This is a genomic window from Pseudoalteromonas sp. MEBiC 03485 (assembly GCF_004195145.1).
In the GTDB taxonomy this organism is placed as follows: domain Bacteria; phylum Pseudomonadota; class Gammaproteobacteria; order Enterobacterales; family Alteromonadaceae; genus Pseudoalteromonas; species Pseudoalteromonas apostichopi.
On record NZ_SGBT01000001.1, the window covers coordinates 1640753 to 1666995 of the forward strand.

20 protein-coding genes are annotated in these 26243 nt (G+C 41.7%); 15 read left to right on the plus strand and 5 right to left on the minus strand.

From position 1 onward, the window contains the following. Positions 1 to 10: 10 nt before the first annotated feature. Genes ftsB through rpoS form a run of 9 tightly spaced genes read left to right on the plus strand, consistent with a single transcriptional unit; the run spans position 11 to position 6390 of the window. A complete protein-coding gene (ftsB, locus tag EVU92_RS07585; protein ID WP_130050696.1) occupies positions 11 to 301 on the plus strand; it encodes a cell division protein FtsB in 291 nt (96 codons plus the stop codon). Beyond that, positions 291 to 992, plus strand: coding sequence for a 2-C-methyl-D-erythritol 4-phosphate cytidylyltransferase (ispD, locus tag EVU92_RS07590; protein WP_130050697.1), 702 nt, complete (start codon positions 291 to 293; stop codon positions 990 to 992). The genes ftsB and ispD overlap by 11 nt, the downstream gene beginning before the upstream one ends. Continuing rightward, positions 989 to 1471, plus strand: a complete 483-nt coding sequence (ispF, locus tag EVU92_RS07595) for a 2-C-methyl-D-erythritol 2,4-cyclodiphosphate synthase (protein WP_130050698.1) — start codon at positions 989 to 991, stop codon at positions 1469 to 1471. Before ispD ends, ispF begins: the two co-directional genes overlap by 4 nt. After that, complete coding sequence (locus EVU92_RS07600) at positions 1468 to 2496, plus strand: tRNA pseudouridine(13) synthase TruD (protein WP_130050699.1); 1029 nt, start codon at positions 1468 to 1470, stop codon at positions 2494 to 2496. Before ispF ends, EVU92_RS07600 begins: the two co-directional genes overlap by 4 nt. Further along, positions 2497 to 3261, plus strand: a complete 765-nt coding sequence (gene surE / locus EVU92_RS07605; protein ID WP_130050700.1) for a 5'/3'-nucleotidase SurE — start codon at positions 2497 to 2499, stop codon at positions 3259 to 3261. After that, the gene (locus tag EVU92_RS07610) at positions 3251 to 3889 is read left to right on the plus strand and encodes a protein-L-isoaspartate(D-aspartate) O-methyltransferase (RefSeq protein WP_054551144.1); all 639 of its coding nucleotides are present in this window, start codon (positions 3251 to 3253) and stop codon (positions 3887 to 3889) included. The genes surE and EVU92_RS07610 overlap by 11 nt, the downstream gene beginning before the upstream one ends. Positions 3890 to 3900: 11 nt before the next feature. Further along, on the plus strand, positions 3901 to 4479 hold the full coding sequence (locus tag EVU92_RS07615; RefSeq protein WP_130050701.1) for a YqaA family protein: 579 nt from the start codon (positions 3901 to 3903) through the stop codon (positions 4477 to 4479). 42 nt (positions 4480 to 4521) lie between these two features. Next, positions 4522 to 5346, plus strand: coding sequence for a peptidoglycan DD-metalloendopeptidase family protein (locus EVU92_RS07620; protein ID WP_130050702.1), 825 nt, complete (start codon positions 4522 to 4524; stop codon positions 5344 to 5346). A 60-nt stretch (positions 5347 to 5406) separates the two neighbouring features. Next, the gene (gene rpoS, locus EVU92_RS07625; RefSeq protein WP_130050703.1) at positions 5407 to 6390 is read left to right on the plus strand and encodes an RNA polymerase sigma factor RpoS; all 984 of its coding nucleotides are present in this window, start codon (positions 5407 to 5409) and stop codon (positions 6388 to 6390) included. A 101-nt stretch (positions 6391 to 6491) separates the two neighbouring features. On the opposite strand, the gene mutS is transcribed toward rpoS, so the two are convergent. Then, a complete protein-coding gene (gene mutS, locus EVU92_RS07630; RefSeq protein WP_130050704.1) occupies positions 6492 to 9065 on the minus strand; it encodes a DNA mismatch repair protein MutS in 2574 nt (857 codons plus the stop codon). Positions 9066 to 9086: 21 nt separating this feature from the next. Here mutS and EVU92_RS07635 point away from each other — a divergent pair, with 21 nt between their 5' ends. Together EVU92_RS07635 and recA are read left to right on the plus strand one after the other, a co-directional pair. Further along, positions 9087 to 9584 carry a nicotinamide-nucleotide amidohydrolase family protein gene (locus EVU92_RS07635; protein ID WP_130050705.1) on the plus strand — a complete coding sequence of 166 codons (498 nt, stop codon included), beginning with the start codon at positions 9087 to 9089 and terminating at the stop codon, positions 9582 to 9584. Between the two features lie 58 nt (positions 9585 to 9642). After that, positions 9643 to 10689: a recombinase RecA gene (recA, locus tag EVU92_RS07640; RefSeq protein ID WP_130050706.1), complete on the plus strand. Its 1047-nt coding sequence runs from the start codon at positions 9643 to 9645 to the stop codon at positions 10687 to 10689. 213 nt (positions 10690 to 10902) lie between these two features. On the opposite strand, the gene EVU92_RS07645 is transcribed toward recA, so the two are convergent. Together EVU92_RS07645 and EVU92_RS07650 are read right to left on the minus strand one after the other, a co-directional pair. Further along, on the minus strand, positions 10903 to 13026 hold the full coding sequence (locus tag EVU92_RS07645) for a TonB-dependent siderophore receptor (RefSeq protein ID WP_130050707.1): 2124 nt from the start codon (positions 13024 to 13026) through the stop codon (positions 10903 to 10905). 191 nt (positions 13027 to 13217) lie between these two features. Further along, positions 13218 to 14384: a DcaP family trimeric outer membrane transporter gene (locus EVU92_RS07650; RefSeq protein ID WP_130050708.1), complete on the minus strand. Its 1167-nt coding sequence runs from the start codon at positions 14382 to 14384 to the stop codon at positions 13218 to 13220. Between the two features lie 282 nt (positions 14385 to 14666). On the opposite strand from EVU92_RS07650, the gene acs reads away from it, so the two are divergent. After that, the gene (acs, locus tag EVU92_RS07655) at positions 14667 to 16607 is read left to right on the plus strand and encodes an acetate--CoA ligase (RefSeq protein WP_130050709.1); all 1941 of its coding nucleotides are present in this window, start codon (positions 14667 to 14669) and stop codon (positions 16605 to 16607) included. 96 nt (positions 16608 to 16703) lie between these two features. Next, positions 16704 to 17354: a response regulator transcription factor gene (locus EVU92_RS07660; protein ID WP_130050710.1), complete on the plus strand. Its 651-nt coding sequence runs from the start codon at positions 16704 to 16706 to the stop codon at positions 17352 to 17354. Between the two features lie 55 nt (positions 17355 to 17409). Here EVU92_RS07660 and purU read toward each other — a convergent pair whose 3' ends face one another. Next, positions 17410 to 18240: a formyltetrahydrofolate deformylase gene (gene purU, locus EVU92_RS07665; RefSeq protein WP_130050711.1), complete on the minus strand. Its 831-nt coding sequence runs from the start codon at positions 18238 to 18240 to the stop codon at positions 17410 to 17412. A 340-nt stretch (positions 18241 to 18580) separates the two neighbouring features. On the opposite strand from purU, the gene EVU92_RS07670 reads away from it, so the two are divergent. Both EVU92_RS07670 and EVU92_RS07675 read left to right on the plus strand, forming a co-directional pair. Further along, positions 18581 to 19942 carry a hypothetical protein gene (locus EVU92_RS07670; protein ID WP_130050712.1) on the plus strand — a complete coding sequence of 454 codons (1362 nt, stop codon included), beginning with the start codon at positions 18581 to 18583 and terminating at the stop codon, positions 19940 to 19942. 105 nt (positions 19943 to 20047) lie between these two features. After that, a complete protein-coding gene (locus EVU92_RS07675; RefSeq protein ID WP_130050713.1) occupies positions 20048 to 22651 on the plus strand; it encodes a DUF2339 domain-containing protein in 2604 nt (867 codons plus the stop codon). 23 nt (positions 22652 to 22674) lie between these two features. On the opposite strand, the gene EVU92_RS07680 is transcribed toward EVU92_RS07675, so the two are convergent. Next, positions 22675 to 26115: a PAS-domain containing protein gene (locus tag EVU92_RS07680; RefSeq protein ID WP_130050714.1), complete on the minus strand. Its 3441-nt coding sequence runs from the start codon at positions 26113 to 26115 to the stop codon at positions 22675 to 22677. Positions 26116 to 26243: the final 128 nt, after the last annotated feature.

Below are 26243 nucleotides of genomic sequence, written 5' to 3' on the forward strand. Positions count from 1 at the left end.
GGAGTGTTCAATGCGGGTTTTTCAATTCGCCTTGTTATGTTTGGCTTTATTTATTCAGTATCGCTTATGGTTTGGCCATAATGGAGTGCAAGATTACACTCGTTTAAAACAGGCGGTTACCTCTCATCAAGACGCTAATGCAAAATTATTAAAGCGCAACAAGGTCCTCAAAGCCGATATTCAAGATTTAAAACTCGGTCAAGAGGGAATCGAAGAGCGAGCGCGCAATGAATTAGGAATGATTAAACCTGGCGAAACCTTTATTCGTGTATTACCAGGTCAACAGCAAAATGAACACTAAGCAAATTATAACCGCCATTGTTCCCGCTGCGGGAGTAGGGAGTCGAATGCAGCATTCGGCGCCAAAACAGTATATTGAACTTGCGGGTAAGACTATTTTAGAACATACCCTGAGTAAGCTTGCCGAACTGAACGATTTACATACTATTAAAGTAGCAATCAGCGATGATGATGGCTATTTTGCTGATTTACCTCATATTGATAAGCGTATTGAACGCGTTTCAGGTGGCAAAGAGCGCGCTGATTCTGTGCTAAATGCCTTAGTATCACTTGCCGACAACCCGCCAGATTGGGTGCTTGTTCACGATGCAGCAAGACCATTAGTGTGTTTGGCTGATATTCAGCGTTTAATAACTGAATGTATAAAAGATAATGAAGGCGGTATTTTAGCGTCAAAAGTAAAAGACACCATCAAGCGCGGCCATTCGCACAGTGAGCAAACGGTGCCACGTGATGATTTATGGCTGGCTTTAACCCCTCAATTTTTCCCTTATCAGGCGCTGACAGATGCGCTATCACAAGCTCTTAAAAGTGGTGTGACTATCACCGATGAGGCATCGGCAATTGAATGGGCTAAGCAGCCTGTTAAGCTGGTTGTTGGTCGTAGTGATAATATTAAAATCACCACCCCAGAAGATTTAGATTTAGCAACATTTTTACTGCAAAAACAACAAAACGAGAGTACCTCATGATTCGAATTGGCCATGGCTTTGATGTACACAAATTTGGCGGCGAAGGACCGCTGGTAATTTGTGGTGAAAAAATAGATTATCCGCAAGGTTTCTTAGCTCATTCAGACGGTGATGTAGCAATCCACGCATTATGTGATGCCATTTTAGGTGCATTAGCAATGGGTGATATTGGCAAGCATTTCCCTGATACCGCCAGCGAATACGAAAATATTGATAGCCGAATTTTGCTACGCCACGTGGTTGGTCTTGCTAAAGAGCAAGGTTACGTACTTGGCAATGCCGATGTCACGATTGTTGCTCAAGCGCCAAAAATGTTGCCGCATATTCAAGCTATGCGTGAAAACTTATGCCAAGACCTTGAAGCTGATATTTCTCAAGTAAATGTGAAGGCAACAACCACAGAAAAGTTAGGGTTTGAAGGCCGTAAAGAAGGTATCTCTAGCCACGCTGTAGTGATTATGAGCAAACAAAACGCATGAGTGAGTTAAACTACTTATACGGTAAACCCCTTTCTAAGGCTGATTTTAAAACCCACGCCGAAGACTTCATGGTTGATGAAGATTTAGGTATTGAGTTTACAGGCTCTGGTGAGCATGTTTGCTTACAGGTTGTAAAAAAAGGCGAAAATACTCAGTTTGTTGCTAAACGCATTGCCGAAAAAGCTGGCGTATCCCCACGTGATGTAAGTTATGCGGGTTTAAAAGACCGCCATGGTGTGTGTACACAATGGTTTAGTGTGCCAGTACCGATTAAAAAGCACATTGAATTTAGTGAGTTAAATAACGAGCAGTTTTTTGTTGTATCGCAACAGCGTCATAATCGTAAGCTTCGAACCGGCTGCCATAAAGGCAATCGCTTTAGCATTACTTTACGAAATGTGACTGAGCCACTGGATATTTTGTGTCGTATTAATGCGGTGCGCGCAGGGGTGCCTAATTACTTTGGTGAGCAGCGCTTTGGTCATGGTGGCCACAACCTTGAAATGGCAAAGCGAATGTTTGCTGGAGAGCGTATCCGTGATAAAAAATTGCGTGGTTTAGTTATTTCAGCTGCACGCTCTTATGTCTTTAATGAAATAGTAAGCAAGCGTGTTGCCGAGCATGGCCTTGCTAAAACAATGCACCGCGAAGTGTTTATGCTTAGCGGAAGTAATGCGTTTTTTGAAGACAATATAAGTGATGACAATATAGCGCGTTTAGCGTCTGGCGATATTATGATGTCGGCCCCTATGGTTGGTAAAGGCGAAAAGGGTTTGACCAAGACCGAAAAAATGTGGCTCGAACCTTATCAATCTTGGATAGATGGGCTAAGCGAGTTAGGCCTTAAGAACGAACGTAGAATGTTACGTCTTATTCCAGACTCATTGGCAGTTGAAACCATTGACGAAATCACTTTAAAGTTAAGTTTTGGTTTGCCAAAAGGTTGTTTTGCTACAGCCTTGTTAAGAGAGCTGGTGGAGTATCAAGACGCTAGCCCTAAAGAACAAAAACAAAAGGATGCGTAAATGAAAATCTTACTAAGCAATGATGATGGCGTGCATGCTAAAGGGATTGCGGTTTTGTATCATGCGTTAACGCAAATTGCTGATGTGACCTTAGTGGCTCCAGATCGCAATTGTAGTGGCGCAAGTAATTCATTAACGCTAATGAATCCATTGCGTGCAACCACGCTTGATAATGGCTTTATTTCGATTAATGGCACGCCGACTGACTGTGTGCATTTAGGGGTTAATGAACTAGTTGAACAGCAGCCAGATCTAGTTGTAGCCGGTATAAACCACGGTGCAAATTTAGGTGATGATACCTTGTATTCAGGTACTGTTGCAGCTGCTACCGAAGGACGCCATCTAGGACTACCGGCTATTGCTGTTTCGTTATGCTCTAAAGAAGGAAATCATTTTGAGACTGCTGCGGCCGTTGCTGTAAGCATTATTAAAGAGTTGGCCTCGCACCCATTACCGAAAGATCAAATCATCAACTTAAACGTGCCAGATATTCCGCTAACTGAGCTAAAAGGCGTAAAGGTAACCCGTTTAGGTTCGCGCCATAAAGCTGAAACCATGACTAAACAACAAGATCCATGGGGTCGTGATATTTATTGGTATGGGACTTTAGGTGCTGAAAGTGATGCTGGTGAAGGTACTGATTTTTACGCCATTAATAATGGTTTCGCATCAGTCACACCTCTCAGTGTTGATATGACGGCGAAAGAAAGCTTACAAGCCGTTGATAGCTGGTTAGCAAATATGGAGATTAATAGTGCTGACTAATTATAATCGCAGCGCACTCGCATTAGCTGAATTATTAAAACGCGAGGGTGTAGAAGATAGCACTGTGCTTGAAGCGATTGCCTCGACACCCAGACATATTTTCATCGATGATGTTTTACAGCACAAAGCTTATCAGAATACCGCATTGCCAATTGGTCAAGGACAAACGATTTCGCAGCCCTATATTGTGGCGCGCATGACAGAATTACTTCGCTTAGCTGGGGTACGTGACAAAGTGCTTGAAATTGGTACTGGGTCCGGCTATCAAACCGCAATACTGGCAAAAACCTTTACTAAAGTGTGCTCGGTGGAGCGTATCAAAGCACTGCAATGGCAAGCAAAGCGCCGTTTACACAAGCTTGATTTATACAATGTCACCATGAAACACGGAGACGGTTGGCAGGGCTGGCAGTCACAAGCACCTTTTGAAGGAATTATTGTTACAGCTGCAGCTGCCACTATGCCGCAAGGGCTACTTGCACAACTTGCTGATGGGGGCGTTATGATTGCACCTATTGGTGAGCAAGATCAGCAATTAATGATGGTCGTTAGAAATGGCGACACATTTACAGAACATAAAGTTGCACCAGTACGATTTGTACCTTTGGTACCTGGTGATATTGAATAGGACGTTAAACTTTGAAGTTGTTTACTAAGTTATATGATATGGCGCTTATATGGGCTAAACACCGCCATGCAGAGCGCTATTTAGCAGGGATGAGCTTTGCTGAATCCGTTTTTTTTCCGGTGCCGCCGGATGTCATGCTAGCGCCTATGTCGCTAGCCCAACCAGATAAAGCGTGGCGCTTTGCCAGCTTTACCACCATAGCTTCTGTAATCGGTGGTATTTTAGGTTACTTACTTGGTTTTTGGTTATTTGAACCTGTGGTTGAACCACTCATCACACAAATGGGTTGGCAAGCTAAATTTGATACTGCATTAAGCTGGTTCGAAAACTATGGTGTATGGGTTGTTTTCTTAGCGGGCTTTTCACCTATACCTTATAAGGTTTTCACCATAGGTGCAGGCTTGATGCAAATGGCATTCTTGCCGTTTTTAATTGCCTCGACAATAGGCCGTGGTGCACGCTTCTTCTTAGTGTCGGCTTTAATGAAGTGGGGGGGTGTTAAAATGGAACAAAAATTACGTCAATATGTTGAAGCACTTGGCTGGGGATTAGTTGTTTTAGTAGTGGTTGCGTACTTTTTACTGCGATAACCCGCAAAACCATTAAATTAGTACGATAAGGAGCATTTTACGATGAGCAGGCAGTTAACAGTCTATGTTACTTTGTTTCTTAGTATTTTGCTCTTTGGTTGTACTTCTCGCGAAGCACCGGCGCCTGTCAGTAGTTTAGATAATAAAGTTAAACCAGCCACTCGCAAAGTAAATATCTCTGGCTCAAAATATGTAGTCAAAAAGGGAGATACTTTGTACTCAATTGCCTTCAGCGCTCAGCAAGATTTTCGCACTCTTGCAAAAATAAACGATATTCCAGCACCTTATACTATCTTCCCGGGGCAGAGAGTGCTGCTTAAAAAATCGGCACAAAAACCAAAAAAGACGAAAAAATATACGAATTTGAGTAAAAAGTCTACTGTTTATACACAAAAAAATAACAAAAAATTAAAGAAAGAGCTTGATCAGCCAAAACAACGAGAGTATGTTCAGAAACAAGCCAACAAAATAATTAGTGATAAAAACAGTAATTCTAATGCAAAAGTTGTATGGAGCTGGCCTGCAAAAGGTAAAGTAACACAACGATTCTCTAATAAAGAGAATGGCTTTAAAGGATTACAAATTACTAATAAACAAGGGGCTTCTGTTTTAGCTGCTGCACATGGAACTGTGGTATACGCGGGCAACGCATTGAGGGGGTATGGTAATTTAATTATTCTGAAACATAATGATGATTACCTAAGTGCTTATGCGCACAATTCAAAGTTGCTTGTAAAGGAAAAACAGGAAGTAAAGGCGGGGCAGAAAATAGCAGAAATGGGCAGTTCAGACTCTTCGGTTACGGCTTTGAGATTTGAAATTCGTTATCGGGGTCAAGCAGTCAATCCTGCTAAGTATCTACCTTAGCCATTTAGGGTATTGATAAAGTGATTTAGCTCAATCACATATTTGCTCGGGAGGACGCTTATGGGTCACACAGCAAAACTTGAGAAAAAAACTGACACGATTGACGATAAATTTGAAGACACGGTAGTCGAAGAAGAATCTTCTGAATTATTAGAAGAAGTCGACAACGAAGATGAAATTTTTGCAAAAGAAGAAGTTGCCAAAAATCTAGATGCTACACAACTGTATCTAGGTGAGATTGGTTTTTCTCCGCTGCTAAGTGCAGAAGAAGAAGTCTATTTTGCTCGAAAAGCACTGAAAGGCTGCGAAGCCTCTCGCAAGCGAATGATCGAAAGTAATTTACGTTTAGTGGTAAAAATTGCCCGCCGCTACAACAACCGTGGCCTTGCGCTACTTGACCTTATCGAAGAAGGTAATTTAGGCCTTATCAGAGCCGTTGAGAAATTTGACCCTGAACGAGGATTCCGTTTTTCAACTTACGCTACTTGGTGGATACGTCAAACCATTGAACGTGCCATCATGAACCAAACACGTACGATTCGATTACCTATTCATGTGGTAAAAGAGCTTAATGTTTATTTAAGAACTGCCCGTGAATTGACGCAAAAACTTGATCATGAACCAACCGCAGAAGAAATTGCAGAGTGCTTAGATAAGCCGGTTGAAGATGTTACTAAGATGCTGCGTTTGAATGAAAAAATCACCTCTGTAGACACACCTATTGGTGGTGAAAATGACAAAGCGCTATTAGATATAATCGCCGATGAAAAAGACTATGGTCCTGAGGGCGAAGTACAAAACAACGACATTAATAAACACATTGTTGATTGGCTTGGGGAATTAAATCCAAAACAACGTGAAGTACTTGCTCGTCGTTTTGGTTTGCTAGGCTACGAGCCATCAACACTTGAAGATGTTGGTCGTGAAATTGGTTTAACACGTGAACGAGTTAGACAAATTCAAGTGGAAGCATTACGTCGCTTAAAAGATATTTTGCAACACGAAGGCTTAAGCACAGACAGCCTATTCGATCAATTCACCTAATTTGACAACAATGTATACCTGATCAAGGGTATTAGGCCTTTGGGTCTAGAACACACAAAAAAGCTGACGTAATGTCAGCTTTTTTTATATCAACTTTATACCTACAGTAAATCTTTTAATTGATACAGTAGTTGGTGAGCTTGCCTTGGCGTTAAGCTATCTGGGTCAAGCTGTTCTAAGGTTAATTCAAGCTCGGAAGGTTCATCATCAAAACTTAATGTTTGTTGTTGCTGCTCAATTGGGGCTGTAACAGGTTGGTGATTTTCGAGCATTTTAAGTTTCTGTTTTGCTTGTTGGATTACCGCCTTTGGCACACCTGCTAGGGCCGCAACTTGTAAGCCAAAGCTCTTGCTTGCAGCGCCTTCAAGAACGGTATGCATAAAGGCAATTGTGTCGTTATGCTCAATGGCATCTAGGTGCACATTCACCAGTCCTGTTTTTTGCTCGGCGAGTTCTGTCAACTCAAAATAATGGGTCGCAAATAAGGTTTTGGCGGCAATTTTTGATGCTAAATAGTCAGCTGTTGCATAGGCAAGCGATAACCCATCATAGGTTGAGGTGCCGCGACCAATTTCATCCATCAGCACCAGTGATTGTGCTGTAGCATTATTTAAAATCGTTGCAGTTTCTGTCATTTCAACCATAAAGGTTGAGCGCCCTGATGCTAAGTCATCACTTGCGCCAATACGCGTAAAGATACGGTCAATATTACCGATTTCTGCACTATCAGCAGGAACGTAACAGCCAATGTGGGCCATCAGAACAATAAGCGCAGTTTGACGCATGTAGGTTGATTTACCACCCATATTTGGACCTGTGATAATCAACATTTTACGGTCGTTATTAAGCTCTACTGGATTGGCAATAAACGGGTCTTTCATAACCTGCTCTACCACCGGGTGGCGACCTTGTTTAATACTGATGTTATCGTTATCGCACAGTATTGGCTTAGCATAATTAAGCGCCTGCGCTCGTTCTGCTAAATTGTTCAGTACATCTAAGTCTGCCAGTACTGCTGCCATTGTTTGTAGCTGCTCAATGTGCGGAGCAATAAGCTCAAATAATTGCTCATATAGCTGTTTTTCAAGCGCGAGGGCTTTTGATTGGCTACCAAGTACTTTATCTTCGTGCTCTTTAAGCTCAGGGATGATATAGCGCTCATTATTTTTTAGCGTTTGGCGGCGAATATAATCCGCAGGAACTAAATGTGAATTAGCGCGGCTTACTTCAATAAAAAAGCCGTGGACCTTGTTATAGCCAATTTTTAAGGTGCTAATGCCTGTACGTTCACGCTCACGTTCTTCAAGCTTTTCAAGAATATCGGTTGCACCTTGGCTTAGCGCACGCCACTCATCAAGTTCGCTGTTATAACCTGGTGCAATTACACCGCCATCACGGATAAGCACCGGTGGGGTTTCGATTACAGCACGTTCTAGTAAATCTTGTAGTTCAGGTAACTTTTGTGACTTTGCAATAATTTGGCTAATACGCGGATCGTTAGCATCCATAAGTAATTCGTGAAGTGGCGCTAGAGCCTGCAGTGCACTTCGAAGGCGCGTTAAATCACGCGGCCTTGCTGTGCAAAGCGCTAAACGTGCAATAACACGTTCAATATCGCCAATTTGCTTTAACGATTCTTGTAGCTCACCACATAATTGAGCATCGATAATTGCGCTGATAGCGTTTAGTCGCGAATTGAGCTCTGTTTTGCTGCGCACTGGGGTATGAATACGGCGTTTTAATAAGCGAGAACCCATTGCAGTCGCTGTTTTATCAAGTACTTGTGCAAGTGTATTCTCGTAACCGCCCGATAAATTAACTGTTAGTTCAAGGTTTTTACGGGTCGCTGCATCTAAGATCACCGCGTGTTCATTTTGCTCAAGGGTAATAGCACGAATATGCGGTAAGGCAATGCGCTGAGTATCTTTTACGTATTGCATTAAGCAGCCTGCAGCAACTAAAGCCGCGTGTGCTTTTTCTACACCAAAACCTACTAAATCTTTGGTGCCAAATTGGTCGCATAGTAAATGCTGAGCAGTATCTAAATCAAACTCCCATTCTGGGCGGCGACGCGCCCCTTTGATATGCTCAATTAGGTGAACATTTGCAAATGTTTCACTATAAAGCAGTTCAGCAGGGGCTAAACGCTGTAATGTTGAACTAAACGCTTCATCCGTATTAACTTCTAATACATTGAATCGGCCAGAGTTAATATCTAAATAAGCAATACCATAAGCGCCTTGTTTATTTTGCCAAACACTGGTTAGCAGGTTGTCTTGGCGTTCTTGTAACAGCGCTTCGTCAGAAATCGTGCCCGGCGTAACAATACGTACTACTTTACGTTCAACTGGGCCTTTGCTGGTAGCAGGATCACCAACTTGTTCACAAATAGCCACTGATTCACCCATTTGTACAAGGCGAGCTAAGTAGTTTTCGACTGCGTGATAGGGTACGCCTGCCATTGGTATTGGATCACCACCGGCTTTACCACGATGTGTTTGAGAAATATCAAGAAGTTGTGCTGCACGCTTGGCATCATCAAAGAAAAGTTCGTAAAAGTCGCCCATACGATAAAACAATAAAATGTCCCGATGCTCGGCTTTTATTTTTAGATACTGCTGCATCATAGGGGTTTGTTGTTTTATAGTGTGCGGTGCATAAAGATCAAACGACATGTATTTACCCAAAGGCTGAATATGAAATTACATCAAGAGATTAAAACACTTGCTGCGAAATTAGGATCTATTTTAACGGATAAACGCTTATGGATCACTACCGCAGAATCATGCACCGGTGGTGGCGTTAGTTATGCCTTAACTGATACCCCTGGTAGTTCTAACTATATTGATCGAGCGTTTGTCACTTATAGTAATCAAGCAAAACAAGAGCTAATTGGCGTAAATGAGCAAACTTTAAACAGTTTCGGTGCGGTTAGTGAACAAACAGTTGTTGAAATGGCATCGGGTGCTGCTAAAGCTGCAAACGCAGATATCGCAATAGCTATTTCTGGTATTGCAGGCCCCGGTGGTGGAACACTGGATAAGCCTGTGGGCTTAGTATGGTTTTGTATTCATTTTTCAGGTAAAAACTACCCAAGCCAGCAGGTTTTCTCTGGCGATAGAGCTGAAGTTAGGCTGCAAGCTATTGTTTATTCATTAAAAAGTATAATTGAACTGATAAAATCTGAAAATTAGCTTGATACTGTGATTTCATACAGTATACTGTCTGCATTAGCCGGATTTGGAGAACAGAATGAACGATAACAAACAAAAAGCCTTAGACGCTGCTTTATCACAAATTGAGCGTCAATTTGGTAAAGGCTCAATTATGAAACTGGGCGACAACAAAGCCCTAGATATTGAAGCAATCTCAACAGGTTCACTGGGTATCGATATCGCATTAGGTATTGGTGGTTTACCTACGGGTCGTATTGTTGAAGTGTATGGTCCTGAATCATCAGGTAAAACAACGCTTACTTTACAAGTTATCGCTGAAGCTCAAAAGCAAGGTAAAACCTGTGCATTCGTAGATGCTGAGCACGCTCTAGATCCTGTATACGCACAAAAATTGGGTGTAAACATCGATGACTTACTTGTTTCTCAGCCAGATACTGGTGAGCAAGCATTAGAAATCTGTGACATGTTAGTTCGTTCAAGTGCTGTTGATGTTGTGATTGTTGACTCGGTAGCAGCTTTAACACCTAAAGCTGAAATCGAAGGCGACATGGGTGACTCACACATGGGTCTTCAAGCTCGCTTAATGTCACAAGCATTACGTAAGCTTACAGGTAACATCAAGCGTTCAAACACGCTATGTATTTTCATCAACCAAATCCGTATGAAAATTGGTGTTATGTTTGGTAACCCTGAAACAACAACGGGTGGTAACGCACTTAAGTTCTACGCTTCAGTACGTATCGATATTCGTCGTATTGGTTCAGTGAAAGAAGGCGATGAGGTTGTAGGTAATGAAACCCGCGTTAAAGTAGTTAAGAATAAGGTTGCTCCGCCGTTTAAACAAGCTGAGTTCATCATTATGTATGGTGAAGGTATTTCTAAACAAGGCGAGTTAATAGACCTAGGTGTTAAGCATAAGATTGTTGAAAAATCAGGTGCTTGGTATAGCTACAATGGCAACAAAGTTGGTCAAGGTAAAGCAAACTCAATTAAGTTCTTAAAAGACAACCCTGAGATCGCAGATGAGATCGAAGGTAAGTTACGTGAGATGCTATTACTTCAAGCAACTGTGCAACCTGAAGATGGTGAAGATGCAGGCCTAATAGCAGAAGACGAGCTATAAGTACCGCTAAAAAAGTACAGTTAAGCGTGATTTGACCCGCACTTAACACAAAAAGACCGCTACATTGTTAGCGGTTTTTTTATGGGTGCTTGTAGCAGCGATTTTATATCGCGTTCAATCACTTTCTCCTTTCTAACTTTACTCTTGTAACTCTTTCATGAAAAGCCGCATATAATGCGGCTTTTCATGCACTTACAGCTTAAAACTTAAAACTTAAAGCTGCCAGTTGAAAGACACTGAGTAGTTACGCGGTGCACCGTAATAGCCTTGCGCCCAGAAAAGACTGTGGATGTACTTTTCGTTGGTCACGTTATTAATATTCAAGTTAACGCTCATATTGTCATTAATATCGTACGTTGCCATTAGGTTTAAAAGACCATACGCATCTTGCGTAGTAGTGATAAGTGCAGCATTTGTTGCCGCATCACGAACTTGTACGCGTTTTGTATCGTCTTGCCAACGATAGTTTAAGCCAAAGGTTAAACCATCAATCTCAGGCACTTTATGAGTTACAGCAAGTTTGAACTGGTTTTCAGGTGTGTAGTCTTTTACTAACTCATCACCATCAATGTTTAGATTGCTGTAGCTGAAGCTTGCACTTAGTGTTTCGTTGATTTGACCACTAAGTTCTACTTCAATGCCATCGCTGTTAATGCCATCTGCGCCATAGTAGCGCGTGTCATCAGGTAATGAATCAGGGATAGCTACAGCAAGGCCAACTTGTTTAGCATCAAAGTAAGCAACTGTTACAAACAAGTCGTCATCAAGTAGCTGTGCTTTTACACCAATTTCGCTGCTTTTTCCTGTGATAGGGTCTAAGTAATCGCCATTAATGTCACGTTCTGTTTGCGGCACAAATGTTTCTGTGTAGCTTGCGTAAGTTGAAAAGCGCTCGTTGATATCATAAACAGCACCGAAGTAAGGCACTGTTTGGTCACTGTCTTTATCTTTTGCGACGCCGTACGATTCGCCCTCAGTTTCCCAGTTTACCTGGCTCACGCCAGCTAAAACACTAAATGCGTCAGTGGCACGGATGCGCGTTGAAATATATGCAGAGCGTTGACGGCTAGTGATATCAGCACCTGTTAAACCATCAGTAAGTGTTGGAACTGGCGCAACACCATCCCAGCCACCTAGTTCAGGCATTGCTGGGAAACCATTACCGGTAGTGTAGTCATACAATGATTTATCTTTGTAATCCATATCTGCTTGGTTTACACCAAATGACAGGTCATGCTCCATACCAAATAAATTAAATTTACCTGTTGCGTAGATATCTAAAATGTCGTGCTTATCTTTGTGGTCATATTCACTCGCATAACCCGTTAAGCCAAGGCCAGTTTCTCTATCTGGTGTGCCGTAAACATAGAAAAGCTCCGAGTCTTGCTCATTTTCTAAGTGCGCGTAGCTTGCTTTTAAGAACCAAGTATTGGTGATTGCTTGCTCAATTGATAAGAACAGCTGCTCTGTCGTGTTATTCCAGTATGACCAGTCAGATGCTGTGCTGGTTGAAGCATCAAAGTTTGTTGCTGAACCATCGCTGTAATAAAGCGGTAAGGCACCCCAAAGTGGGCTGTCAGCATCTTTCTTTTGATTTACGTAGTTTGCAGTTACTACTGTACTATCAGTTAGCTGACCTTCGTAGGCTAGGTAATAAATTGTTTTATCTTGCTCGTAGCGGTCAAGGTATGACTCAGTTTTGTGCTTAGTGAATACAGCGCGTACAGCATGGTTTTCGTTAATAGCAGTTGAAGCGTCCAGCTCTAAACGCTTGTTGTCCCAAGAGCCATAGGATACAGACGCATTGACTTGTGTTTGGTAAGTAGGGCGCTTTAGAACCATGTTCACAGTTGCCGATGGGTTACCAGCACCTGTCATTAAACCATTGGCACCACGGACAATTTCAACACTATCGAAAATAGAAGTATCAAGAGTACCTTGGATTGAACCGTTGTCTTGTGGCATACCCATGCCATTAACTTGGAAGTTGGTGATCTCAAAACCGCGGGCTTTAAAATAAGTACGGTCAGTTTCGATTTGCTCAACAGTCACACCTGGCGTACTTTCTAACACTGCATTGATGTTATCAAGTGAGAAGTCATCCATTAAAGCACGTGAAACAACAGAGATTGACTGCGGTGTTTCTTTAATTGTTAGCCCTAATTTGGTTGCCGACTGTGCTTCTTCAGTGATGTAGTTTTTATGATGCTGGCCATAAACGGCAATTTTTTCAATTGCTTGTTCTTCTTTTTGTTGTTCTGCAAAAGCGTGGCCACTTAAAAGTGCTGAGGTCACAAGGCTTAATTGAGATAAGCGCAAAAATTTTGTTGATGACATGCAAAGTTCCAATTAGTTCAATGAATAGTGAAATTAATGCGTAATTTAATCTAAATGAAAATAATTTGCAATTAGGGTTTTTATTTTAGTGAATAATTGTTTGTAAAAAAGTTTAAAGGGCATAGAAATATAAAAAGGAGATATAAAAAAAGCGGCCGAAGCCGCTTCAGGAAGTAAAACGAGTTTAAATCTTAAAACACATATTTTGCAGAGAATTGCAGACGATCCATATCGCCGTCTGCACCGCTTTCTAACTCACGCTCAGCATGTTTAAATTCAACACCAAATGTAAGCTTTTTAACAGGCGAATATAAAAGGTTGGCACTATAGCTTTGGCTCATTTCTGTAGGATCGCCAGTCACAGCAAGTAAATCTGTGTTGTTATCTGCTGAGAAGAATGAGTAAAGGAAAGTTGAGCGCCATTGGCTGTTCCAGTGTTGTTGGTAGGCAATAAAGCCTGATGTTGAATCAATTGCATCTAGATCATCACCGTCAAGAACAGCACCATTAGCTACATTTAGACCAATGTAGCGGCCTAAACCTGAACCCTGAGTAAGCATAAATTTAAGGTTATTTTGGCCAAAATTAACTTTACCTGAGGCACTGATACCAAACGATGATGTATCAGCATCAATACCATTTTGTTTATAAGTTAACTGGCGAGCAAGACCGGTAAATACTAATTCACCCCAATCAGCTTTATGTGCGTAACGTGCTGTAAAGTCTGGCATTGATGCATCATCGGTAGCTACGCGTGCTCCGCCAACAGTGACTGTACTCTCTGGGTTTTCGATAGAGAATGACCAATTACCTGTGGTGTAGCGTGCCTGTGCTTGACGGACGAACACAGTACCTTCAGCAGGACCAACGAAGTCGAGCGTTTCAGGTAATGCGCCTACGTTTTGGAAGTTTGACCAAGCTTGACCAAATAACCAACCATCATAAGTCACAAATGCTTGACGAATACGAGGCGCGTAAGAGTTACTAACACGTTCATTACCGCCTGGCGCTGAAGCAATAAAGTCGATTTCAATTTTAGTTTTAATGGTTTTACCATCGTCTAACTTTGTTGCTGTGCCTAGGTTAAAGCGAGATTGGCGTGCATGCATGTCAAACACAGCATCGCTGTCGCTGTCTGCGCCTACCGGTGTTGTACCCGGTACGTAAAAGTCACGGCCAATACTGCCGCCAGCTGGTACGCCTGCAGAGTAATCACTCCACATGGCATCAAGTTTTACATAGCCACCATAAGAAACGTCAGTGTTGCCAATGGTTGCGGCGTTAGCGGTACCTGCAAGTGCACATAAAACAGCTGAAGCTGTGAGTGTTTTTAATGCGGTTACTTTTGTTGTTGTCATAATGTGTATTCCTGTCGAAGCTACTTGTTGATTGCATTAATGTTGTTGTATCACTGTTGTTTAAGAAATGACTTCTCTCAATTATCTATTGGTCTATTAGACTAAGGTGGAATGGGTCGTTAAATCGCATCCAACCTAACATTGGACTAGATTATAGAAGGCAATTTCGAAGTTTTTTGTTAAATGGCAAGATATACAACTAAGGTCTAATACTTTCAGGGGCTTTGCTGAGTGATCCTTGAAGCAGGCCGTAGGCAAGTAATTAAAATGGAGACGACAACAATGTCAGAAAGTATCTATCCAGTACCAGCGCATATCAAGAATGCAGCACTAGTTGATAACGATAAATATAATACACTGTACAAGCAATCTATTGATGACCCTGAAGGATTTTGGCGAGAGCACGGTAAACGTCTTGATTGGTCAACTCCTTATAATAAAGTAAAGAACACCTCATTCGACAAAGGCCACATCAGCATTCGCTGGTATGAAGACGGCCAACTTAACGCATCTTATAACTGTATTGACCGTCACCTTGCCACTAAAGCCGATAAAACAGCCCTCATTTGGGAAGGCGACAACCCTGAACACAACGAAAATATTAGCTACCAACAGCTTCATGACGAAGTAGCTAAACTAGCCAATGGCCTTAAAAAATTAGGCGTATCAAAAGGTGACCGTGTCGCTATTTACATGCCAATGACACCACAGGCTATTTACGCTATGCAAGCTTGTGCACGTATTGGTGCGATTCACTCTGTGGTATTTGGTGGTTTCTCTCCATCAGCGATTGCTGACCGAATTAATGATTCAGGCGCTAAAGTGGTAATTACTTCAGACGAAGGTCGTCGTGCTGGCAATTGCGTACCACTTAAGGCAAATGTTGATGAAGCGGTATCACAAGATTCAGTTACTACGGTTGAGCACGTTATTGTGCATCAGTTAACCGGTGGTGAAGTTGAGTGGAATAGCCATGATATTTGGTGGCATGAACTTGTCGCTGACTTACCTGCTGAGTGTGAACCAGAGCCAATGAATGCAGAAGATCCGCTTTTCATTCTTTATACCTCAGGCTCAACGGGTCAACCAAAAGGTGTAGTTCATACAACCGGGGGTTATCTCGTTTATGCATCGATGACACATGAATACGTGTTTGATCTAAAAGAAGATGATATTTTCTGGTGTAGTGCTGATGTGGGCTGGATCACAGGTCACAGCTACATTGCTTATGGCCCATTAGTGAATGGCTGCACGCAAGTGGTATTTGAAGGTGTACCAACCTACCCAACAGCGGGCCGTATGGGTGAAGTGATTGATAAGCACAACGTGACTATCCTATATACAGCACCAACGGCTATTCGTGCTCTAATGGCAAAAGGTGATGAACCAACAGCTACCTCAACACGCAAAAGCTTACGCGTAATGGGGTCAGTGGGTGAGCCAATTAACCCAGAAGCTTGGGCGTGGTATTACGAGCATATTGGTAACGAAAATTGCCCAATCGTAGATACTTGGTGGCAAACAGAGACTGGTGGCATCATGATCACACCATTACCAGGTGCTACAGATATGAAACCAGGCTCAGCAACACGTCCGTTCTTTGGTATTGCCCCTGCACTATTTGATGCTGAAGGGAATACACTAGAAGGCGCGGTTGATGGTAATCTTGTTATTTTAGACAGCTGGCCATCACAAGCACGTACAGTTTATGGCGACCATGAACGCTTTGAACAAACCTATTTCTCAGCATACCCAGGTGTGTACTTCACAGGTGACGGTTGTCGTCGTGATGAAGATGGCTACTACTGGATCACTGGCCGTGTAGATGACGTACTTAACGTATCAGGTCACCGCCTAGGTACTGCAGAAATCGAAAGTGCACTTGTAGCTCACGAAGCGGTGGCAGAAGCTGCTGTAGTCGGTTACCCGCATGATATTAAAGGTCAGGGCATCTATGTTTACATCACACCAAATGAAGGTGTTGTAGTGAGCGATGAACTAACGAAAGAGGTACGTAACTGGGTTCGTAAAGAATTAAGCCCAATCGCTTCACCAGATATGATCCAATGGTCTCCGGGTCTACCAAAAACACGTTCTGGTAAGATCATGCGTCGAATTTTACGTAAAATTGCGGCAAACGAGCACCAACAGCTTGGTGATACGTCTACACTAGCCGATCCAAGTGTTGTTGATGAGCTAATCGAAAACCGATTAAATCGTTAAAATCGCGTTAAAAACTTGATTAGAAGTTGATTCTAAACGTAGTATATCGGCTGTCACTTAGAAATAGGTGTCAGCCGAATTTATTAGGAGTGAACCATGAGTCAGTTTTTAATAGCGGACGATCATCCGTTATTTCGTGAAGCGCTGAAAGGGGCATTGAGTGCTAAGTTCGCTGATTTAGAAGTGTTTGAATCGGAAAACTTTGAGACCACTTTGCAGGTGCTAAGCGAACAAGAAGATCTTGATATCTTACTACTAGACCTTCACATGCCAGGCAATGGCGATTTATACGGCCTTATTCGCATTCGCGAAGACTATCCAAGCTTACCAATAGCTGTTGTTTCTGGCAGCGAAGACATCAATGTAGTTTCTAAAGTAATGGGGTATGGTGCGATGGGATTTATTCCTAAGTCATCTTCATCAGATGATATTGCATTGGCAATCAACCACATTCTTGAAGGCGATGTTTGGCTTCCACTTGAACTTAAAGACAAAGTGGCTGCTGTTGACGGCGAAGACAAAGAAATTGCAGCGCAAGTGGCCTCACTTACGCCACAACAATATAAGGTTTTACAATACTTACATGAAGGCTTGTTAAACAAACAAATTGCTTACGAATTACATATTTCTGAAGCAACAGTTAAAGCACACATTACAGCAATTTTTAGAAAGCTAGGTGTGTATAATCGTACTCAAGCGGTATTAATTGCTTCTAAATTACAATTAGAGCCCATTGAGTCGGCATAAAAATTACTGATAACAAAAATAATAAAGAGGCCATACAGCCTCTTCATTTTATAGCTTAAGCGAACACCACTGTTCGATTACCATTAATAAACAGTTTATGCTCAGATGCTAGTTGCAGTGCTTTGCAGAACACCGTTTTCTCTACATCTTTACCCATTTTTGCCATCATCTCTGCGGTATCAGCATGACTGACATGCGTCACATCCTGTAAAATAATCGGTCCTTCATCAAGCTCGTTATTAACAAAGTGTGCGGTCGCACCGATAATTTTCACGCCGCGTTCAAATGCTTGATGGTAAGGCTTTGCACCAATAAAGGCGGGTAAAAATGAATGGTGGATATTAATAATTTTACCTTCAAAGCGCGCCACAAATTCGGGGCTTAAAATACGCATATATTTAGCTAGACCAATAATATCTGGCTGATAGCTGGCAATTAAATCACCTACTTGTTGATCATGCTCTGCACGGCTTAAACCTTCGTGCGACACCACATGAAATGGTACGCCAAAGCCTGCAGCTAGCGGAGCTAAATCTGCATAGTTGGCAATCACAGCCAGTACCTCGATATTTAATGCTTTTTCGAATTGCTTAAGTAATACACCGCCTAAACAATGGGCTTCTTTGGTGGCAAGCAATACTACTTTGGTTTTTTCGTTGCTATGCAGGGCAAGCTCTGCGCCATCAGGCAGTAGCTCAGCAAGACTTGGTAAAAAATCATCTGAAATAACGCCGCTTAACTCTGTACGCATAAAAAAGCGTTTAGCGTCTTTATCTACAAATTCGTTATTACGTGTAATGTTTAAATTATGCTGATGACAAAGACCGGTGATCTTGGCAATTAGACCAACATCATCATCGCATTGTGTGGTTAAAATCGTGTTCATAGTCCTCATTCTAATCCCGTTTGTGTGAGCCTCATTATTTGCTAATTTTTTAGCGCTGCATAGCGCAAATTGAACTATCTAATAATTTATCTTATTTGATTGCTTAGGCGCCTAAAATGTAACCATTATTTACTTTTTGTGTAAAAGTAGGCTTCTTTCATTATAAATGTGATTTTCTGTCCATAATTATGATTAATTAAGTGCTTTTCTACATCATTTTCTACACTTTTTAACCTTAACGTAAGTAACTGTAAGTGAAGGTAATCGTTTGTAAAATATAGAATTTTATTGCTTTAGTTGAGTCAAAGTAGATTATTACAAACAATAAGGAATAAACTCCATGAAAAGTACTCTGCTTAAAACAATTGTTGCCACAAGTTTGCTTTCGGTGCTGGCTGCCTGTTCTAGTGACGACAGCAGCAATAGCAACAGCGGCTATGTGCAACTGTACAATGGCTCTTATAATAGCCCCTATACACGTTTATTTGTTGATGACACTGAACGTTCGGGCGCAGATTTTGGTGATGTATCAACCCGCCATAATTACAGCTCGGGTGAGTATGAGCTAAGTTTTAAGTATGTTGATGTCAACGATAGCTATATCACTATTGATGAAGAAGCCATTAAAATTAAAGACGATCAAACCCAGTTGCTAGTAATGAATGGTGATTTTGCTGAGCCAACGTTTACTGAGCTCAGTGTGCCATCTTCAAGCGAAGAGGATGAGTTTAATGTTGGCTTTTTTAATATCGTCGGCGAAGACAAGATTTACGATGTTTACATTGCCACTGATGACGGTTTATTTGATACCGCAGAGTTACTGATGACTTCGCAGTACCTGGTAGAGCCAGAACTATCTACGCTTGAGGAAGGTTATTACACTATTTATGTCACTGCCAGTGGTAGCACTGATGTGATTTTTGAATCACCAAAATTGTACTTTAATGATGAAGCAACTTACATGGCGATGATCCGCCCAAGTTATGCAACAGAAGAAGACGGCATTACCCTTGATGTAGTGACGGCAAGTAGCTCGGTGACTCAACTAAACCACCAAGACGCACAAGGCCAGTTGCGATTTATTAATACTATTGATGATTACACACAAACCCAATTTAAAGTAACCAGAGGAACAACGTCTACCAATACCGAAGTTGTAAGCAACGATAATTACTCTGAATACATGAGTATGTCACCAAATAGTTATAGCGTAGCCATGTTAGATGAGGCTGGCGACAAGATTGTTGATAACTTCTTAATGACATTAGAGCGTGAGCAAAGTGCGGTTGGTCTATTTTACAATGACAAAGACTACGGCCCTCGTATGATGACCATTGAAGAAAACCTAACACCTAGCAGCTATAGCCACACAGTTACTGTGGTTAATTTAATTGATAACTATGTAGGGCAAGAGATTGATGAAGTCGATGTGTATTTCACTCTCAATGGTGAAACCGTTGATGATACTAGTAATGTCGTTGAAGGTTTAGACCAGTACGACCAAAAAGAGCAGGTGGTTGATAACGAAGTTTATACAACCTATGTGGTGTTTGAAGATAACGGCCAACAGATTGTGCTATTACAACAGAGCGATATGGATTTTACTGAAGAAGGTAACTATATCTTGGTGATTGAACACGATGAAACTACTTATTCAGGTTATAAAATGACCTTAGAGCGTACGGTGACTGAACAGTCTTAATCGGCTTGAACGCAATATCGTTGTTTCTTTACTCTTGCTAAGTGTTTATTATATAAACAATTAAGGTTTTTGCTTTTTTGTTTAAAGCGTACACATGGAGTGAGTATGGACGACGGTATTGCGTTACTAATATTACTAGTACTAGTTGTTGTAGGTGGCTCAATTGCTGGCATTATTGCCTTTTTTCAACTGTCTAGTTTGAAGCGAGAAGTGGATGCTCTTCGAATAAAACTTAACGCGCCATATATTCATAATTCACAAGCAAATACTGTAAATTCGTTTGATAATTTAAACGAAGATCTGACCGACACTTCAAAACTAGAACCAAAGCCTGAAGCCATTAATAAGCCAAGTGAGGCAATGGCTAAAAAGCCACAGCAAACGAAACCCAAGCCTGCAACTTTTAATCCGCTAGTTAGCCAACTCGTTACACAAATTAAAGCCAATTGGCTAACTTGGGTAGGAGCGGTTGCTCTTGCCTTTGGTGGTATCTTTTTGGCCCGCTATTCACTTGAAGCCGGTTTATTATCCGAAACCATGCGACTCATACTTGGCGCTATTTTTGGTTTGAGCTTAATTGTCGCGGCTGAGGTTTTACATCGTAAAGGTATTATCTTTGATGGGTTTAGCAACTATATTCCCGCGGCGCTGGCAAGTGGCGGCTTTATTAGTTGTTTTGCATTGACCTTACTAGCCTACAGCCATTATGGCTTACTACAAGCCTTACCAGCATTTAGCATTTTAACCTTGGTCTCTTTGGCTGCAAGCTGGATGGCATTACGTTTTGGCCCCGTGCTGGCTGTAATTGGTATTATTGGCGCTTACAGTGTGCCTGTATGGGTAGATACTGGGAGTAGTGACTTTGTTGCACTCCTTACTTATGTTGCTTTTGTCAGTGTATCAGCTTCGCTAGTCGCACATTACGTAAAACGGCATTGGTTGTGGTATCTGTTATGGGCGGGGCATTTAGGCTGGTATTGCTTGGTTGCAATGAGTGCCGCGAAAAACCTGCACTGGTTTATTAATCTTTATGCGCTGTTTAGCATTGTATTGTTAATTGCGATTCCACGCTTAGGGCTGACTATTAAACAAGTTGAATACCGTCCACACCGCTTTAAAACGCTACTGAAACAACTGCCCGATAACCTTCTGTTATTAGCTGTTGTCATGCCACTTTATCTTTTACTCATAAGCAGTAACCAGCTACTAACCTGGCAGCTTAGTATGTTGTCGTTAGTGGCTTTACTGTTGTTTTTGGTATTAAAAAACAGTGTATGGGATCACTGGCTGATAATAGCTGTAGTGAGTGTGGTGTGCTTGCTTACAGGGCAATACAATGCAGTAGATTATTCTGAGCAGCTTTTTGTTTTTAGACAAAATTATGGAGCAGGGCTATTTTTTATTGCTTTGTTTGCTGGTTATGGTTTTTTGTTTGGTCGAAAATACCCTAAACGCTTAGGTTTTGCTTTACTCGCTTCACTTTCAGGCTTTGTGATTATTAGTTGCTTATATGTCATTACTCCCGATCATGCCTTGATGACGGCGTATCCGGTTTGGTGCTTTGTATTATTGGCACTATCTGCTTGGCTATTTAAGTTATCAATCAATAGTACAAATCCAATGCAGGTATTTAGTTACTGGCTTGGTGGTAATGCCAACATTAGTTTAGCGTTAACCATGCTATTAGAGGGTAGCAGCTTAACCTTAGCGCTTGCTGCGCAAGTGTTGTTAGTCAGTTTTTATGTCAATAAACATAAACTCAGTATTCCTACTTGGCCCCTTAAAGGCTTAGTTGGCGCTTTACTTGTTAGGTTAAGCTTTGCTCCTTGGTCAGCTGACTACAGTGATGCGCTGTTGCTCGGGATGCATTGGAGTTTAGTTGTGTACCCTGTATGTGCAGGCTTATTTTACATGGCAGCAAGGCACTGGCAGCAGCAAACTGTTCGCGTTTGGCTAGAAGGTGCCATGCTTCATTGTATCGCTTTATTTATTACCACAGAGACGAGCTATCAGTTGGTAGGGCACTATCCTGACTTTGCGGATTTGTCTGTGTATGAATATATTTTGCTGACTTGTAACTGGGGAATATTGGGATGTGTCTACCTAATGCGTTCACGATTTACTGAGCAATTAGGTAAACTTTATGAAGTTGCAGGTTTTGCGTTGTTAACATTGAGTGGCTTGTTAGTGCTGAAAAGCTTTACCGCTGTAAATCCGTTTTTTGAGCCGATAAATATAGGCAGTTGGCCGATTGTTAACTGGTTACTCTTACTCTGGTTAGTCCCTGCCAGTATTGCAATTTTGGCAAGCCGACTGACAAAATCTCAGCGCTATTTGCATAAGCTGTTTACAGTATTTTCAGGTGTGTTGATTGTGTTATACATCAATGCGGAAATTCGCCACAACTGGCAAGGAGAATTTATAAATCTTGCTTTGCCGACCTCAGATGCAGAGCTTTACAGTTATTCTTTAGCTTGGCTTATCATCGGTGCTTTGGTAGTCGTGGTAGGGCAGTTAAAAACCATTACGGTATTACAAAAGTTCGGTCTAGGGATATTGGCGCTGGTGGTATTAAAAGTGTTTTTGGTTGATATGGCAAACTTAACCGGGTTACTGCGTGCTATTTCGTTTATCGGTTTAGGCTTATCGCTAGTTGCACTTAGTTGGTTGTTCCAAAAATTTAAGGCAAAGCCCTCAGCTTTGCCTTAAATCGATGTTGTTAAAAACTTTGGTTAAGCGCTGTGGTTAAGCAGTGCTTTGAGTTTTGCGGGCTTAACAGGTTTACTAAGGTAATGAATTTGCTCTTTTTTGGTTTGCTGCTTTAGCGCTTCATCACGTACTGCTGTGATTAAAATTGCGGGTACTGGGCTTTGCCAGATTTCTCTTAGAGTTTTAATAAGCGTAATACCATCGCAATCATGGCCAAGCTGATAATCCATTAAAATCACATCTGGTGCACGGTGCTCTTTGGCATAGGCCATCACGGTCTCAACTTGATCAAATAGTTGATAATTCGCCTGCCATTTTTGTAATAGGCTTGCCATAGCATTAAGGTTTTCCGGGTCATCATCAACCGCAATAATGTTCATTGCGCTGCGATTCTCAACACCTTTCTTAGGAGTATCTTTTTGTTGGATAAATTGGCTTTCACCATAAGGCACTTCAATACTAAAGCGGCTACCTTTTCCTGGTGTTGAGCTTACATCTAAACGTAAAGAGAGTAAGTCAGCCATTCGTTTTACTACCCCTAAGCCAAGACCAACTCCTTTGTTATCACCGGCTTCAATACGATAAAAGTCATTGAAGATTTTTGCTTGCTCTACCTCACTAATACCAGGACCTGTATCCCATACTTCAATGCGTAAATGATGTTTACGTTTGCGACAAGCAATTAAAACTCGACCACTCTCGGTGTATTTAACTGCATTTGAAACCAAGTTTTGAATAATGCGGCGTAGGTAAGTGATATCACTGTGAACGATAATCCCCTGTGAACGTATTGTCAGTTTTAAACCTTTTTCGCTCGACATAATAGCGTATTCATTTTTCAGCGGAGCAAGTATGTCATCAATACTAAAGTGACGCGGGGTAGGGGTCATTGCACCTTGCTCTAGCTTAGCGATTTCTAAAAGTGCCGACATTAAATGCACCGTCGAATCTAAACTAGCACCAAGCTTTTCAAAGTTGTTTAGGTTGTTACTCGAAAGGGTTTTATCATCTATAGCTGCAAGGTATAGGCGCGCCGCATTCAGCGGTTGTAAAATATCGTGGCTAGCTAAGGCCAGAAAGCGCGTTTTACTATCATTGGCTTGCTCTGCCTCTTTTTTAGCTAAAGTAAGTGCTTGCTCAGTTTGCACCCGGCTATCGATTTGTGCTTGTAAATCTTTATTGATAGTACGAATTTCTTGAGTACGCGCTTCAATGCGGTTTTCAAGATCCATGTTTACTTCTTCAAGTGCATTTTGTGTTTCGATATGCGTGGTGATATCAGAGAAACTTGTTACAAAGCCGCCATCTGGCAGTGGGTTACCTATCATTTCGAACACTTGGCCATTGCGGCGATGGCGAATAAAGTGATGGGGCGTGCCATTTTTAAGGTGCTGTACACGTTTTTCTACATGACGCTCAACTTCACCTGGGCCACATTCGCCGCGCTCGGCATTGTATCTGAGCACGTCTTCAATAGGTTGGCCGACTTCGAGAAAGTCATCTGGGTAGGCAAACATCTCTGCGTAGCGTTTATTCCATGCCACCAAATTCAGTTCTTTATCAACAACCGAAATACCATGACTGAGGTTTTCAAGAGAGGTAAATAGTAAGTTTTGGTTAAATTGCAGAGCTTGCGTGGTTTCATCAAAAAAGTTGACGACTTCTTCAAAGGCCATGCGTTTACCAGAAGCAACCGTGTGGATCAGCGCTTGTGCTGAAGATGCACCAAGCACACCGGTTAAGGCACGTTCACAATAAGCGATAAACTCAGGCTCTGGGTGTGCGTTGTTATCATCTAAGTTATGGGATAACGCAAAGTGAGCCAATACTTGTTGTGAGCGCTGCACACCTAAGAAGGTTTGTAGCAGCACTTTAAAGTCATAAACAGTGGCTTTAACGTTTTTATTTAAGCGTCTTGCGAATACTGCTTGCTCTTTAGGATTAACAAAAGCAGCTGCTTGAATTTTATCAATTAAACGTTCATCCGCTCCGAGCGAAAAACTAATGTAACAACCTATATTTGCAAATAAAGCGATTAGGGTGCCACGAGTAATAAGTGTTTGTTGCAGCTCTGCGTTTAGGCTATTACCCGCATCTAAAATAGGCAGCATTAAGAACAAGACCCAACAAATGAAGCCTGCTAATAATCCGGCATAAACTCCATAAGCATGACCTTTTCGCCAATATAAGCCACCAACAATGGCTGGGAGTAATTGTGATACCAAAGAAAAGGCGACTAAACCCATACTAGCGAGTGCTTTACCATGGCCAAACCATTGCTGGTAGAAATACGACAAAATCAAAATACCAGCAATTGTGAAGCGTCTTACTAAGAGAATTTGTGACTTATAGCTGCTGGTGATGAGGTTACGTTTAAACTTACGACGCAGCATTAACGGCAACACCACATCATTTGAGATCATGGTGCTGAGTGTGAGTGTGGCTACTACAATCATCGCCGTCGCCGCTGATAGACCACCAATAAATACAAAGGTCGTTAAAAAAGCGTTCTCGTGCATTAGCGGCAGTGCTAACACAAAGCTATCAGGTGAAAAACCACTGCCAATGCCTGGGTGTATAGCTGCAGTGGCAATAGGAAAAATCATTGCTGCTGTAAGCAACAAATAAAGTGGGAATGCCCAGCGGGCAGTATAAAGGTGGCGTTTATCTTGGTTATCGACCACCGTAACGTGGAATTGCCTTGGTAAACAGATAATCGCTGCTGCCGCCATTAGTGATTGGCCAATAAAGTTAAAACTAAAAAAGTCGAAGTTCTGCCAGTGCTGCCAAATAGAGCCCGTTAGCTGCTCGGTTTGCACCGTACTTAAATTAAATAATGTGTATAAGGCAAGCCCAGCAACGGCCACTAAAGCCAGTAGTTTAATCATAGATTCAAAGGCAACAGCAAGCATCAGCCCTGAGCGATATTCGGTTACATCCACCTTACGAGTACCAAAGAATATCGCAAACATTGCCATGATGAGTGTTGCTGAAAGTGCCAGCATAGAGCCGGAGATACGATTGTCGTTTTGTAACAGCAAGAAGCTGCTGCTAAGTGCTTTTAATTGGAGTGCGATATACGGAATCGTCGCTAATAAAGCGATAATCGTCACCATAATGGCGGTGGTTTGCCGCTTACCATAGCGAGCTGAAATAAAGTCGGCGATGGTGGTGATATTTTGCTTTTTACTTACTAGTACTAATTTGCGTAAAAATCCTTGGCCGAAGAAAAATAACAGCGCAGGGCCAATTAATATAGGTAAGTAATTCCAACTGCTGGTGGCTGCTGTTCCGACCGAACCGTAATAAGTCCAAGATGTACAGTAAATTCCTAATGAAAAAGAATAAACAAATGGGTGGTGACTAATTCTTTTTGCAAGAGGAGTGGTTTTGTCTCCCCAATTTGCCAACCAAAACAACACGCCAATATAGGCGAGTGCAACAAATAAAAGCGCAGCTGTCATGTTTAAATTCAGTAATTATTGTAATAACACTACCTTACCAGAATTATGAGCGATTTCGATGGCAAGATTTTTTGCAATAATTATTAATAAAATACAAGTTATTGATATTTAATAAATAGTGTTGTTTT